Consider the following 14,105-nt stretch of genomic DNA (forward strand, 5'->3'; position numbering starts at 1 on the left):
ATGATTAAAACAGATATACTTATCATAGGCGCAGGACCAACAGGTTTATTTACCGTATTTGAAGCGGGATTATTAAAAATGAAATGTCATTTAATTGATGCACTGCCACAAGCTGGTGGTCAATGTTCAGAATTGTATCCTAAAAAACCCATTTATGATATTCCAGGATTTCCAGAAATATTAGCAGGAGACCTTACCTCTAATTTATTAGAACAAGGAAAGCAGTTTCAACCCGGATTTACTTTAGGAGAACGTGCTGAAACGATTGAAAAATTAGAAGACGGTAGCTTTATTGTAACCACTAATAAAGGGACTCAACACCACGCGCCGGTCATTGCTATTGCCGGTGGTTTAGGAAGTTTTGAGCCACGGAAACCGGTCTTAGAGGCTATTGAAAATTACGAGGATAAAGGCTTAGCGTATTTTATTAAAGACCCTGAAGTGTATCGCGATAAAAAAGTGGTTATTGCGGGAGGAGGAGATTCTGCATTAGATTGGAGTATTTTCTTAGCCGATGTGGCGTCAGAAGTCACTTTGGTACACCGACGTAATGAGTTTAGAGGCGCTTTAGATTCTGTAGAACGTGTACAGGAACTTAAATTGCTGAATAAAATAAATATCATCACGCCAGCTGAAATTACAGCCTTGCATGGCGAAAACCAATTAGAAGGAGTTTCTGTGACTAAAGATGGTGAAACGCAAATCCTAGAAGCCGATGCTTTTATTCCGTTATTTGGACTGTCTCCAAAATTAGGACCTATTGGTAATTGGGGATTAGAGATTGAAAAAAATGCTATTAAAGTCGATACTTTAGATTACCAAACTAATATTCCTGGCATTTACGCCATTGGTGATGTAAATACCTATGAAGGGAAATTAAAACTCATACTTTGTGGTTTTCATGAAGCTACCCTGATGTGTCAATCGGCTTATAAAAGATTGAACCCAGGGAAGAAATTTGTTTTAAAATATACCACTGTGAGTGGAATTAATGGCTTTGATGGGTCTAGAAAAGAATCGCCTAAAGCCGTAGTGAAAGCCATTATGTAAGGTTTTGTAATGGAGGTAGCTTTTTATCGCCTTAATTTTTAGACGAGGGTAATATTGCGCAATTTTTTGCCAATGTTACCCTCGTTTTAATTAGATAACTATTTCTTAGATTTTAATTAACAAAGGGCTGTTTTTTTAATTCGATATTTGTAATGTATTAATACCAATAGAGACTATAGCACTTTATTTTGGTAAAACTTAAAATGATGAAATTGATAAATAAATATAAGTCAGATTTTAGATTTGTGTTACAGCTTTTGTTGTTAACGGCTATTTCACTGCTTGCTACACTATTTGTATAGCAGACTTTGTGTGGTCTACAGGTCAAAATTGTAATTATTGATTACTTTAGCGGCTTAATCCTTAGCAATGCGAAATTTTTTTAGTGCCGTTTTAATAGTCTTGTCCCTAGCGATTTTTGGACAAGAAAAAAAACAGTACAGTTATGTCGACTTTAATTATTTCGGCGGAAATATAGCACTGCACAACAACGACATTCTTCACCTTATTACTGGGCATCCTGAAGGGGTTTTGCTAAGTTATAACCAACAAACTTTTGGTGAGAAAGTTTGGCAACAGCGCTATAATTATCCAGATTATGGGGCGTCATTTATGTATCAGGATTTTAAGAACAATACCTTAGGTAAAAGTTATGGCCTTTACGCGCACTATAATTTTTACTTTTTTAAACGGCATATGATGCTGCGTTTGGCTCAAGGATTAGCCTACAATACCAATCCTTACGATAAGATTAGTAATCCTAAGAATATAGCCTTCGGTTCTGATGTTTTAAGCTCTACCTACCTGATGCTTAATTATAAAAAAGACCGCATTTTTAAACTCTTTGGTTTACAAGCCGGCCTTTCTCTTATTCATTATTCCAACGCTAATGTAAGAGCACCTAATACAAGTGTGAATACTATAGCCTTCAATGTGGGGATGACTTACCAGATGCATCAAAATACGCCTGATTATATAAAAAATGAAGACGAAGAGAAATTTACAGAATCGGTAAAGTATAATGTGGTCTTTCGTTCAGGTATTAATGAGAGTGATGTTATTGGTAGCGGACAATTTCCCTTCTATGTTGTCTCTGCTTATGCCGATAAACGTTTAAGTGCTTTGAGTGCAATTCAGTTTGGTGCCGATGTGTTTTTCTCTCAATTTCTGAAAGAATTGATCTACTACCAATCGGTATCGTTCCCTGAAGAAAATGTTCAAGGAGATGAAGATTATAAGCGCGTCGGACTTTTTTTAGGACATGAGTTGTTTATTAATAAAATGTCAGTCATTACCCAATTGGGATATTACGTATACTACCCTTATGATTTTGAAGGCCGAACCTATTTTAGAGTGGGCTTAAAACGTTATTTTGGTCAACGTGTTTTTGGCGCTATTACTTTAAAATCTCATGGAGCAAAAGCAGAAGCTGTAGAATTTGGAATCGGTTTAAGATTATGAAAAAACTAATCTACATATTAGGAATTGTGTTGTGCTTTGCTTGTAATAGTGAGGAGGTAAACGACTGCTTTCAAACTTCAGGAGATTTGGTACAACAGGAAATTACAGTACCGAGTTTTGAAGGTATTATAGTGCATAGAGATGTTGAAGTTGTTATAAAACATGCCGAAAATTACAAAGTTACTGTAGAAACAGGTGAGAATTTAATGGCCGATATTAATGTTGAGGTGGTGGATAATCAATTGATCTTAACAGATAATAATACCTGTAATTACTTTAGGACTTACGGTTTAACAAAAGTGTTTGTTGAAGCTCCAGATTTGAAAACCATAAGATCTTCAACACAGTATGATATTTCTTCAGATGGTCTATTGCAATATGAAGAATTGAATTTGATCTCTGAAAGTTATAACGTTGAAAGTGAATTTACAATAGGCGATTTTAGATTGGAAATTAATTCAGAACAACTCAATATTATCTCCAATAATTTAGCCTTTTTTTATATGGAAGGAACTGTTGAAAATTTGGATATCGGTTTTTTTTCCGGCGCAGGTCGTTTTGAAGGGGCTAATTTAGTAGCACAGCATGTTAACGTTTACCATCGTGGAAGTAATGATATGATTGTAAATTCGCAGTTGTCCTTAACAGGTCAATTAAAAGGAACCGGGCATTTAATTGCTGTAAACGAACCTTTAGAGGTTGATGTAGAACGTTTTTACACCGGTCAGTTATTTATAGAGTAGGGCCTAATCCTTAGTGTTATGACTTCGTTAAATCTTGAAATAAGCTTTCTAAAGTGGCATTCTTCTGATTCAGTTGTAATATTTTCAACTCATTATCATGGGCAAAATCAAAGACATGAGAACGCATGTCTTCTTTTGTGTTAAAGGTAATTTCATAAACAAAGCCATAGGTGTTGGTTACAGACTTTACCTTTGGTAATCTTAATAAAAAAGCATCTTCCACTCTAAAATCAAACTCCACAATGACCACTTGTTCTTGACCATCTCTAAGATCTTTTAAGTATTTGTCGGCAACAACTTCACCTTTATTTATAATAATCACACGGTCGCACATAGCTTCCACCTCTTGCATAATATGCGTAGATAAGAAAACCGTTTTCTCTTTCCCAATCGTTCTAATTAAGTTTCTAATGTCTATAAGTTGGTTAGGATCTAACCCTGTTGTGGGTTCATCTAAAATTAAAACTTCAGGGTCGTGCAATAAGGCATTGGCCAAACCAACCCGTTGTCGATAACCTTTAGAAAGCTGGGCAATTTTTTTATGAGCTTCTGGTTCTAATCCTGTTAATTTAATAACCTCGTCTATTCTAGATTTCGGAGCACCATACACATTGGCGTTAAAGTTTAAATACTCCTTAACGTAAAGTTCGGTGTAAAGCGGATTGTGTTCTGGGAGATAACCAACGCTTGCCTGAACCTCTTTTTTAGCCGTGTTAACATCAAAACCATTAACCTTAGCAGTACCTTCAGAGGCCTGTATATAGGTGGTTAAGATTTTCATCATGGTCGATTTTCCAGCACCATTTGGTCCTAAAAAACCAACAATTTCAGCATCTTTTACCTTGAAAGAGACTTCGTTAAGTGCTTTCTGATCTTTGTAGAATTTCGTGATGTTTGAGACTTCAATAGACATAGAAATAGAATTTATTCAAAAGTAGTTATTTCCGAATATTGTAATGCAATTATTGTTAAATCTTTAAAATATTAAATTTATTCAGAAAAAAACAATACAACAATTTTGATTTGTAAAAATAATAATTACATTAGCCTTATAATTAAAATTGTCCACCTAAGTGGACCCTTAAGATGAACATATCTAGAGCATATTATAACTGGTTTTATTTCTTTTTTAGCTAAAGGAACGAGACTGAGTATGTTTTATTTAAAATATAGTATTTAAAGTCTCGATCTAATCGAGACTTTTTTTGTTTAAAACCTTTTTGAAGTGAAAGCCTCCTAAATTTTTTAAGCCTGTAGAATTAAAAAAAATAATTGTGAAAAAACCAATCGCCATACAAGGAGTAAAAGGATCATTTCATCATGAAGTGGTTTGTAACTATTTTGATAATCAGTCTGATGTTGTGGAGTGTATGACCTTTGATACGGTGATTAAAACTTTATTAGATGAGGATTCAGATGAAATTGTAATGGCTTTAGAAAACTCTATAGCAGGATCTATTATTCCAAATTATGCTTTAATTGATAACAACCATTTAAGTATTGTTGGTGAGTATTATTTAGATATTCAGCATCAGCTAATGGCGCTTAATAATCAGGCTATCGAAGATATTAAAGAAGTGCATTCGCACCCAATGGCCTTATTACAATGTAAGGCTTTTTTTAAAGCGCATTCGCATATAAAATTGGTAGAAGCTAAAGATACGGCAGAGGTTGCAAGACAAATTTCAGAGCAACAATTAAAAGGAATTGCCGCTATAGCAAGTAAAACGGCGGCAGCGCTTTACGGCTTAAATATTTTAGCGCAGAGTATCCAAACCATAAAAGAAAATGAAACACGCTTTGTTATTGTAAAGCGGGTTCAGGATAATAACAACCAAGCGCTTATTAATAAAGCGTCTTTTAAGTTTGAATTAGAACACAAACGTGGCAGTTTGGCGAGCTTACTCAATGTATTAAGTGATTGCCAACTGAACCTTACTAAAATTCAATCTTTACCAAAAATTGATACACCATGGAAGTATGCGTTTTTTGTAGATGTGACTTTTGACGCGTATAAAAATTACGAAAAAGCAAAGTCCATAATGACCATTATGGCTGAGAATTTTAAAGTACTAGGAGAATATAAAAATGCAAAACGATGATTGAAGTTGCAAAACGTTTACAAAAAGTTGAAGAATACTACTTTTCTAAAAAGCTAAAAGAAGTTGCATTTTTAAAATCACAAGGGAAGCCTATAATTAATTTAGGAATTGGAAGTCCAGATTTAGAACCTCCATTTAAAGCTTCAATGATGCTTCAAGATAGTTTAATGGAGCCTGAAGCGCATCAGTATCAGAGTTATCAGGGCTTGCCAGAATTAAGAGATGCTATTGCTAGTTTTTATAATAAGCACTTTCAAGTGCACTTAAGTGGGCAAACAGAGGTATTACCTTTAATGGGAAGCAAAGAGGGGATTATGCATATCTCTATGGCGTTTTTAAACAAAGGAGATAAGGTTTTAATTCCTAATCCAGGCTACCCAACTTATGCGGCAGTAACAAAATTGTTAGAAGCAAAACCGGTCATGTATGATTTAAAAGCCGATCGTAATTGGGAACCCGACTTTGGTGCTTTAGAACGTTTAGACCTTAGCCGTGTTAAAATTATGTGGATCAATTATCCGCATATGCCAACTGGAGCTAATGCAACTAATAAGTTTTATGATAAGGTGATTGCCTTTGGTAAACGTCACGATATTTTAATTGTAAATGATAATCCTTACAGCTTTATACTTAATGACAAACCCAATAGCATTATGAGGTACAGAGATGCTAAAGACGTTTGTTTAGAGTTAAACTCCTTAAGTAAAACCTTTAATATGGCCGGATGGCGTGTTGGAATGTTAGTGGGGAAATACGATTTTGTAAATGCCGTATTACGAGTAAAAAGTAATATGGATTCTGGAATGTTCTTCGGAATACAAAAAGGGGCTATTGAAGCTTTAAAATGTTCTGATATCTGGTTTAAAAGTTTAAATAGTGTCTATCAAAGACGAAGAGCTTTAGTCTATAAATTGGCACAAGCTTTAAATTGTACCTATGATGACCAAGCCACAGGGATGTTTGTGTGGGCAAAATTGCCACCTCATATAAAATCTGAAGAATTTACAGATTTAGTCTTAAAAGAACATTCTTTATTTATAACACCAGGAACCGTCTTTGGAAGCAATGGAGAAGGTTATGTGCGGTTTTCATTATGTGCGGAAGAAGACCTTATTGAAGAGGCTATTTCAAGAGTATAAGGATCTAAAGGTCATGTGACCTTAGGACGAAACAAAGAAAAAAAAGTGAAAAATATATTTATAATAGGAACCGGTTTAATTGGAGGAAGTTTTGCTTTAGATATAAAAGCATTACACCCTGATTGTAAGGTTTTCGGAATTGATACAACTGAAGCACATCTTGATGAAGCTTTAGCTTTAGGAATCATCGATGAGAAAGCAGATTTTGAGGCGCTACATAAAGCAGATGTCGTTATTATTGCTATTCCTGTAGATGCAACCTTAAAAGTTTTACCAGAGGTTTTAGATCAGGTTTCAGATGATGCCATCGTTTTTGATGCGGGCTCTACCAAAGAAGATATTTGTGCGGTGGTAAAATCGCATCCTAAACGTCGTAATTATTTAGCGGTGCATCCTATTGCAGGTACGGAGCATTCTGGCCCTAAAGCGGCCATAAAAGACTTGTATAAAAACAAGACCAATATTATTTGTGAAGTAGAAGTGACGGCCTTTAAGTTGCAAGAAAAAGCCTTAAAGTTGTTTTCAGATTTGGGTATGCGTATTCGTTATATGAATCCCAAGGCTCACGATAAGCATATAGCTTATGTGTCGCATTTATCGCATATAAGTGCGTTTATGTTAGGTAAAACGGTTATTGATAAAGAGCGTAATGAACGCGATATTTTTGATATGGCCGGTAGTGGATTTGCAAGTACGGTGCGTTTAGCAAAAAGTTCGCCCGCGATGTGGTCGCCAATTTTTAACCAAAATAAAACCAATGTGATTGAAGCTTTAGATGAATATATTAATAATTTAAAGCATTTTAAAGAACTTATGGAAGCCCAAGATTTTAACGAGGTTTTTAATGAGATGGAAAAAACAAATTATATTAAAGAGATATTAAAAGGAATTCAATAGTAATTAGATTAAAAAAAGCAAAAATGGAAAACACGAAAGAAATGAGAACATGGTTAGATGATATGAAGTTAAATCATCCCTTGGTTATTGCCGGGCCATGCAGTGCGGAAACAGAAGAGCAAGTCTTAAAAATAGCTCATGAGCTAAAAGATACAGATGTTAATTACTATAGAGCAGGAATTTGGAAACCAAGAACGCGTCCAGGAAACTTTGAAGGTGTTGGAGCCTTAGGTTTAAAATGGTTGCAAAAGGTAAAGGCAGAAACAGGATTAAAAACAGCAACGGAAGTGGCTAATAGAAATCATGTAGAGCTTGCTTTAGAACACGATGTAGATTTATTGTGGATTGGTGCCCGTTCTACTGTAAGTCCTTTTATTATGCAAGAAATTGCTGATGCTTTAAAAGGAACTGATAAGGTGGTTTTAGTTAAAAATCCTGTAAATCCAGACTTAGCCTTATGGTTAGGAGGTATTGAAAGATTACATAGTGCCGGAATCAAAAATTTAGGTGCTATTCACAGAGGGTTTTCAACCTATGAAAAATCAAAATATAGAAATATTCCAGAATGGCAGTTGGCTATTGAATTTCAGAATAGGTTCCCAGACTTACCTTTAATTAATGACCCATCGCATATTACAGGAAAGCGAGATATGATTTTAGATGTTTCTCAAACGGCCTTAGATCTTAATTTTGATGGCTTAATGATAGAAACGCATTTCGACCCGGATAACGCTTGGAGTGATGCTGCACAGCAAGTAACGCCTAAGAGCCTCGTGCAGATTATGAACGACTTAAAGATTAGAAAAGAGTCAGATCCGGAAGCTGAGTATAATTCAGAATTAAATAATCTTAGAGCACAAATTGATGTGGTTGATAATCAGATTATTGATTTGTTAGGAAAACGTATGAAAGTTGCTGATGGTATTGGGAAACTTAAAAAGCAGAAAAACGTGGCGGTTTTACAAAATAAGCGTTGGAATGAAATTTTAGGAAATATGGTTCTAGAAGGCGAATCTAGAGGCTTAAGCGAAGAATTTGTTTTACGTATGTTTAAAGCCATTCACCAAGAATCAATAAACCACCAAGAGAAAATCGTAAAAGATTAATTCAAAATTTTTTAATTTAAAGAAGGGTTCGCAAATTTTGCGAGCCTTTTTTTTACGATATTAAAACAATATTATTCATCTTTGTAGTAATGACAGGAACAGTATATAAATCTACGGGCAGTTGGTACACTGTAAAAACTTTAAATGGTAAATTCTATGAATGTAGAATTAAAGGCCGTTTCAGATTGGAGGGTATTAAAAGTACCAACCCAATTGCTGTTGGTGATAAAGTCGCCTTTACTCTAGAGACTAAGAATAATACAGAAACAGGAGTCATTAATCGTATTGAAGAACGTAAAAACTATATTGTTCGTAAGTCGGTTAACCTCTCTAAGCAAACCCATATTATTGCCTCTAATATTGATCAAGTATTTTTATTAGTTACTATAGATAGTCCACCAACATCGACCAGTTTTATAGATCGTTTTTTGGTTACTGCAGAAGCGTATTCTATTAAAACCGTTTTGTTGTTTAATAAAGTAGATACCTACTCTGAGGAGACATTATTCGAAGTGAAATACTTGGCGAGTATATACCGTGCTATTGGCTACGAGTGCATTGGTATTTCTGCAGCCACAGGGAAAAATATAGATAAGGTAAAAACCTTGATGGAAGGTAAGGTCAGTATGTTTGCTGGGCATTCTGGCGTTGGGAAATCAACCTTAGTTAATGCTATAGAGCCCACTTTAGATTTAAAAACCAAAGCCATTTCAGAACAACATAAGCAAGGGCAGCATACCACGACCTTTGCAGAGATGTTCGATTTAGGCTTCGATGCCAAAATTATAGATACTCCGGGGATTAAAGGTTTTGGTGTTGTAGATATGGAGAAAGAAGAGGTTGGGGATTATTTTCCTGAGTTTTTCGCCCTTAAACAAGACTGTAAGTTCAATAATTGTATCCATCTTAATGAACCTAAATGTGCCGTAAAGGATGCTTTAGAAAACGATGTAATCTCCTATTCAAGATACCGTAGTTACCTTCAAATTTTAGAAGGTGAAGATGAGCATTACCGAACCGATAATTGGGACGAGGCCTAGTATAGCCTAAAACAGTGTTCCCCGTAAGAAAAACTTGTTTTATTTATGAAAATAGTGATACAGAGAGTTTCTGAAGCTTCAGTAGTTATCAATACAAAAGAAGTAGCGGCCATACAAAACGGACTTTTGGTGCTTCTAGGTATTGAAAATGAAGATACACAGGAGGATATCGATTGGCTGTGTAATAAAATTATTAATCTTCGTGTTTTTCCAGATGAGAATGCTGTGATGAATAAATCGCTTAAAGCAGTCGATGGCGATGTTATTGTGGTGAGTCAGTTCACACTGCATGCTAGCACCAAAAAAGGCAACCGTCCAAGTTATATAAAAGCAGCCAAACCCGATGTTGCCATTCCTTTATACCAGGCTTTTGTTAAAACACTTCAGAATGGATTAGAAAAAACTGTGCAAACCGGAGCGTTTGGTGCCGATATGAAGGTGTATTTGGTTAATGATGGTCCGGTAACACTTATTATAGATTCTAAGCATAGAGTATAGCTAAACTATTTCGGAACTTTAGTGACAAGGCAGAATAGGTAAGATTTATTAAGACTCTTTTTAGATTACCTCATGTATATTTAAATTTTCTATGGATAATTTGAGAGTTGTAATAACATTCTTATATTGTGCTTCTAAATACTTCAAAATCAACTCATGCTTACTATCCGCTTAAAGTCCCAATCGCTTTTCTTATTTTTAATATTTACATCTTATTTCGCTTTTTCGCAGTCCGAGAGTGTTTATAACGCCTCAGCTGTGTCATTAGACTTAATTGAAGACGCTAATGCTATAGTGCGTTATGATAAGCAATTAATAGAAATTAATGCCATTGATGAAATGGTGGTTCACACCAAACGTATTGTCACAGTTTTTAATAAATACGGTGATTCTCATGCAAATTCTTTGGAGTTTTATAGCGATAATGCAAGTATTAAAAGTATTGAAGCTAGAATTTATGACAGTAGAGGAGAAGAAATTAAGAAAATTAAAAAAAGTGATTTTATAGATCATAGTGCCGTAAGTGGTGGAACCTTGTATTCTGATAGTCGTATAAAATATTATGATTATACGCCGGTAAGTTACCCGTATACTATTGAGTATAGTTCTGAAGTTAAGCATTCAAGTACTGCTTTTATTCCCCAATGGCGCCCAATTGATGGTTATTATTTAGGGATTGAATATGCCGAATATCAGATTGAGAATAATTCACAAATTCCACTACGCTTAAAGAAGCAAAATTTTGAAGGTAATAAAGTGAATGAGGTGTCTGAATTTCATTTTAAAATAGAAGATTTGCCAGCAATTGACTACGAAGCTTATAGTCCGTCTTTAGTCACATTTACACCCAACATAAAACCAGCCCTTACAAAGTTTAATATGAATGGCGTAGAAGGGGTGAATAATAACTGGAAAGATTTTGGAAAATGGGTTTATGGAGCGCTTTTAACCGGAACGGATGAGTTACCTCAAGAAGCTATTGATGATGTTAAAAAACTTACGGAAGGTGTAGAAGATAAAGTAGAACGCGCCAAATTGGTCTATAAATATATGCAAGACAGAACCCGTTATATCAGTGTTCAGATTGGTATTGGAGGGTGGAAACCAATGATGGCCGATGATGTTAATGACCTTGGTTATGGCGATTGTAAAGGGTTAACCAATTATACCAAAGCCTTATTAGAAGCTGTAGATGTACCGGCCTATTATACCTTAGTATACGGGAGTCGTGATATCTTAAACATTGACCGTGAATTTTCATCAGCTCAAGGAAACCATGCGATACTTTGTGTGCCTAATGGCGAAGAAAATATCTTTTTAGAATGTACCAGCCAAACTAATCCTTTCGGATTTTCAGCAGGATGGACCGATGATAGAGATGTGCTATTGGTAAAGCCTGAAGGTGGAGAAATTGTACGAACTAAAGCCTACGATGCGGATGATAGTGTACAGCATACCGCTGCAACCATAGACTTAGATGGCCAAGGCGGATTTACAGCGCAGGTGGCTATTACTTCTACCGGTTATCAATACGGTAGACACGAGGGTATAGGAGAAAAATCAGTGAGAGATCAGCACATCTATTATAAAGAATATTGGGGCGATATTAACAACCTTAGTATAGATGCAATTAATATCAGTAATGATAAAACCAACGTGGTATATACTGAAGACTTAAATCTATCGGCTAGTAATTATGCCTCTATAAGTGGAACGCGCCTTATTTTACAACCTAATTTTTTTAATAAAGTTACGGGGATTCCACCGCGCTATAGAGAACGCACTTTAGAATTTGAAATTGATCGCTCATTTAAAGATACGGACGAGTTTATTATTCAATTGCCAGAAGGGTTAAAAGTAGAAGCCATGACGGACTCTAAAGAAGTAACAAGCAAATTTGGGACCTACAGTTTTAAACTTGAAATTTTAGATGCCAATAGACTAAAGTACACAAGAACCTTCTCTTTATTAAAAGGAAAGTACCAAAAAGACGATTATAAAGCCTTTAGAGATTTCAGGAAACAGATCGTGAAACTCGATAAAAGTAAAATAGTGCTGACTAAAGCCTAAACCCAAACAAAACACAAACTCCAAAAACCAACCAAACTAAACAACATGAAGCAAGTATTAACGGCCCTGATATTTATAATGAGCTTAACCTATAGCAATGCTCAAGATTATGATTTTGGCGAAATTTCTAAAGCAGAACTACAAGAAAAATTTCATCCTAAAGATTCAGCGGCACCTGCAGCTATTTTATATCGTAAAGAAGAGATTCGCTTTTTTTATTCCAATAATGAAGGGTTTATACAAGAGCGTGAGATGCATATGCGTATTAAGGTTTATAATAAAGATGGATTTGATTGGGCCACTAAAAAAGTCTATTTGTATCAAGGGACAAATCAGCGTGAACAAATTACAGGGATAAAAGGTGTTAGTTATAACCTTGTTAATGGAAAAATTGAAAAGGAAAAGCTAAAAAGTGATGGTAAATTTGAAGAAGATTATAATGACTACACAAAAATAAGTTCTTTTACTATGCCTAGCGTTAAGGAAGGGACTGTTATAGAATATAAGTATAAAGTGTCATCGCCAAGAATTAGTATTGATGATATTCTTTTTCAGTTTTCAGTACCTGTTAACAAATTAGAAGTAACTGTGGGTACACCAGAATATTATGTGTATAACAAGCAGCTTAATCTAAGAGCTAAGTTTGTGCCTCAAATAGAGGAGACCTTTAAAAATACGAAAGTACCATTTGAATACAGGATTAATATTTTAGCTATAAATGAAGACAATATTCCGGCTATTAGAGAAGAGGCTTTTTCGGGGAGCATCAGCAATTATAGAAGTAAAATGGCTTTAGAGCTTACGGCGACTTTAAATAATATGAAACAATTAACCCGATCTTATACGACGAGCTGGGAAGATGTATCTAAAACCATTTATGAAAGCGATCATTTTGGGGGACAATTGGGGAAATTCAGCATTTATAAAGAGGACTTAGATAAGGCACTTGCAGGGATAGAAGGTGATTTTGAAAAGGCTTTTGCTGTGGAGAAATTAGTAAAATCTAAAGTGAAATGGAATGAAGGCTATGGTAAATACACTTCAAAAGGGGTAAGAGTCGCATATAAAGAAGGTGAAGGTAATAGTGCCGATATTAACCTTATGATGGTCTCTATGTTACGATCTCAAGGTGTAAATGCCAATCCGGTATTAGTAAGTACAAGAAATAATGGTATTCCGCTATTTCCAACGCGAGAAGGTTTTAATTATGTCATTTGTAGTGTGCAAAGTGGTGACGCGCAATTATTGTTAGATGCTACTGAAGAGTACAGCACGGAAAACGTGTTACCAACACGTGTATTAAATTGGCAAGGACGCTTAATTGAAAACAATAAAGTGTCTCGTTGGATTCCTTTACAGCCTAAAAAAATGTCGGTAATGGCAGCGATGCTTAATGTTTCTATTAACGACGATTTTTCTATTTCAGGAAAACTATCTAAGCAACTTACAAATTACAACGCGTATTTCTACAGAAATAGATATGCGAAAATTACGAGTGAAGACCATATGAAGTCTTTAGAAAAAGATAAAGGAGATATTGAGATTAATGCACTTACTTTTAATAATGCCGATGACGTATCAAAGCCGGTTAAAATAGGTTATGAATACGAACTTTCTGATGGTATTGATGAAGTAGGTAATAAGCTATATTTTTCACCATTATTCTTCTTAGCCACCAAAGAGAATCCGTTTAAATTAGATGAACGTGAGTATCCTGTAGATTTCGTGATTCCTAATTCAGATAAATACTTGGTCAACATTATGTTGCCAAAAGGTTATAATGTAGAGTCTTTACCAAATTCTGAAGTTATTGCGTTTAAAGATGCTAATGTTAAGTTTTCTTACCTCGTAAAACAAAATGGAAATTTTATTCAGCTTAAAGCCCAATTAGATATCGTTAATCCTTTAATTTTGCCTTCAGACTACAAAGATTTTAAAGCCTTTTATGGTAAAATTGTAGAAAAGCAAACAGAACAAATTGTATTAACTAAAGTTTAAA

At 35.0% G+C, this 14,105-nt stretch carries 12 protein-coding genes; 11 read left to right on the forward strand and 1 reads right to left on the reverse strand.

Annotation, left to right across the window (positions count from 1 at the left end):
* From DFQ08_RS04315 to DFQ08_RS04325, 3 genes are all read left to right on the forward strand, one after another.
* Complete coding sequence (locus tag DFQ08_RS04315; protein ID WP_114308545.1) at nucleotides 1-1,050, forward strand: NAD(P)/FAD-dependent oxidoreductase; 1,050 nt, start codon at nucleotides 1-3, stop codon at nucleotides 1,048-1,050.
* Between the two features lie 369 nt (nucleotides 1,051-1,419).
* On the forward strand, nucleotides 1,420-2,511 hold the full coding sequence (locus DFQ08_RS04320) for an acyloxyacyl hydrolase (protein WP_114308546.1): 1,092 nt from the start codon (nucleotides 1,420-1,422) through the stop codon (nucleotides 2,509-2,511).
* On the forward strand, nucleotides 2,508-3,254 hold the full coding sequence (locus tag DFQ08_RS04325) for a head GIN domain-containing protein (protein WP_114308547.1): 747 nt from the start codon (nucleotides 2,508-2,510) through the stop codon (nucleotides 3,252-3,254). The genes DFQ08_RS04320 and DFQ08_RS04325 overlap by 4 nt, the downstream gene beginning before the upstream one ends.
* A 16-nt stretch (nucleotides 3,255-3,270) precedes the next feature.
* Here DFQ08_RS04325 and gldA read toward each other — a convergent pair whose 3' ends face one another.
* Nucleotides 3,271-4,167, reverse strand: coding sequence for a gliding motility-associated ABC transporter ATP-binding subunit GldA (gldA, locus tag DFQ08_RS04330; protein WP_114308548.1), 897 nt, complete (start codon nucleotides 4,165-4,167; stop codon nucleotides 3,271-3,273).
* Nucleotides 4,168-4,528: 361 nt separating this feature from the next.
* Between gldA and DFQ08_RS04335 the strand changes: the two genes are divergently transcribed.
* The 8 genes from DFQ08_RS04335 to DFQ08_RS04370 all read left to right on the forward strand — a co-directional run bounded on the left by DFQ08_RS04335 (nucleotide 4,529) and on the right by DFQ08_RS04370 (nucleotide 14,104).
* On the forward strand, nucleotides 4,529-5,356 hold the full coding sequence (locus DFQ08_RS04335; RefSeq protein ID WP_114308549.1) for a prephenate dehydratase: 828 nt from the start codon (nucleotides 4,529-4,531) through the stop codon (nucleotides 5,354-5,356).
* On the forward strand, nucleotides 5,353-6,495 hold the full coding sequence (locus DFQ08_RS04340; RefSeq protein WP_114308550.1) for a pyridoxal phosphate-dependent aminotransferase: 1,143 nt from the start codon (nucleotides 5,353-5,355) through the stop codon (nucleotides 6,493-6,495). The genes DFQ08_RS04335 and DFQ08_RS04340 overlap by 4 nt, the downstream gene beginning before the upstream one ends.
* 45 nt (nucleotides 6,496-6,540) lie before the next feature.
* Nucleotides 6,541-7,392 carry a prephenate dehydrogenase gene (locus tag DFQ08_RS04345; protein WP_114308677.1) on the forward strand — a complete coding sequence of 284 codons (852 nt, stop codon included), beginning with the start codon at nucleotides 6,541-6,543 and terminating at the stop codon, nucleotides 7,390-7,392.
* 23 nt (nucleotides 7,393-7,415) lie between these two features.
* Complete coding sequence (locus tag DFQ08_RS04350; RefSeq protein WP_114308551.1) at nucleotides 7,416-8,498, forward strand: bifunctional 3-deoxy-7-phosphoheptulonate synthase/chorismate mutase type II; 1,083 nt, start codon at nucleotides 7,416-7,418, stop codon at nucleotides 8,496-8,498.
* A gap of 89 nt (nucleotides 8,499-8,587) precedes the next feature.
* Entirely contained in the window at nucleotides 8,588-9,538 is a 951-nt protein-coding gene (gene rsgA, locus DFQ08_RS04355; RefSeq protein ID WP_114308552.1) for a ribosome small subunit-dependent GTPase A, read from the forward strand.
* 45 nt (nucleotides 9,539-9,583) lie between these two features.
* Nucleotides 9,584-10,036, forward strand: a complete 453-nt coding sequence (dtd, locus tag DFQ08_RS04360) for a D-aminoacyl-tRNA deacylase (RefSeq protein ID WP_114308553.1) — start codon at nucleotides 9,584-9,586, stop codon at nucleotides 10,034-10,036.
* A gap of 258 nt (nucleotides 10,037-10,294) precedes the next feature.
* Nucleotides 10,295-12,106, forward strand: coding sequence for a DUF3857 domain-containing protein (locus tag DFQ08_RS04365; RefSeq protein ID WP_245935364.1), 1,812 nt, complete (start codon nucleotides 10,295-10,297; stop codon nucleotides 12,104-12,106).
* A gap of 45 nt (nucleotides 12,107-12,151) precedes the next feature.
* The gene (locus tag DFQ08_RS04370; RefSeq protein ID WP_114308555.1) at nucleotides 12,152-14,104 is read left to right on the forward strand and encodes a transglutaminase domain-containing protein; all 1,953 of its coding nucleotides are present in this window, start codon (nucleotides 12,152-12,154) and stop codon (nucleotides 14,102-14,104) included.
* Nucleotide 14,105 lies beyond the last annotated feature (1 nt).

Source organism: Winogradskyella arenosi (genome assembly GCF_003337305.1).
Classification (GTDB): Bacteria; Bacteroidota; Bacteroidia; order Flavobacteriales; family Flavobacteriaceae; genus Winogradskyella; species Winogradskyella arenosi.

Bases quoted from the DNA above. Each gene is read 5' to 3' on its own strand.
- DFQ08_RS04315 (WP_114308545.1), top strand. From the start codon at position 1: ATGATTAAAACAGATATACTTATCATAGGCGCAGGACCAACAGGTTTA.
- DFQ08_RS04320 (WP_114308546.1), top strand. From the start codon at position 1,420: ATGCGAAATTTTTTTAGTGCCGTTTTAATAGTCTTGTCCCTAGCGATT.
- DFQ08_RS04325 (WP_114308547.1), top strand. From the start codon at position 2,508: ATGAAAAAACTAATCTACATATTAGGAATTGTGTTGTGCTTTGCTTGT.
- gldA (WP_114308548.1), bottom strand. From the start codon at position 4,167: ATGTCTATTGAAGTCTCAAACATCACGAAATTCTACAAAGATCAGAAA.
- DFQ08_RS04340 (WP_114308550.1), top strand. From the start codon at position 5,353: ATGATTGAAGTTGCAAAACGTTTACAAAAAGTTGAAGAATACTACTTT.
- DFQ08_RS04350 (WP_114308551.1), top strand. From the start codon at position 7,416: ATGGAAAACACGAAAGAAATGAGAACATGGTTAGATGATATGAAGTTA.
- rsgA (WP_114308552.1), top strand. From the start codon at position 8,588: ATGACAGGAACAGTATATAAATCTACGGGCAGTTGGTACACTGTAAAA.
- dtd (WP_114308553.1), top strand. From the start codon at position 9,584: ATGAAAATAGTGATACAGAGAGTTTCTGAAGCTTCAGTAGTTATCAAT.
- DFQ08_RS04370 (WP_114308555.1), top strand. From the start codon at position 12,152: ATGAAGCAAGTATTAACGGCCCTGATATTTATAATGAGCTTAACCTAT.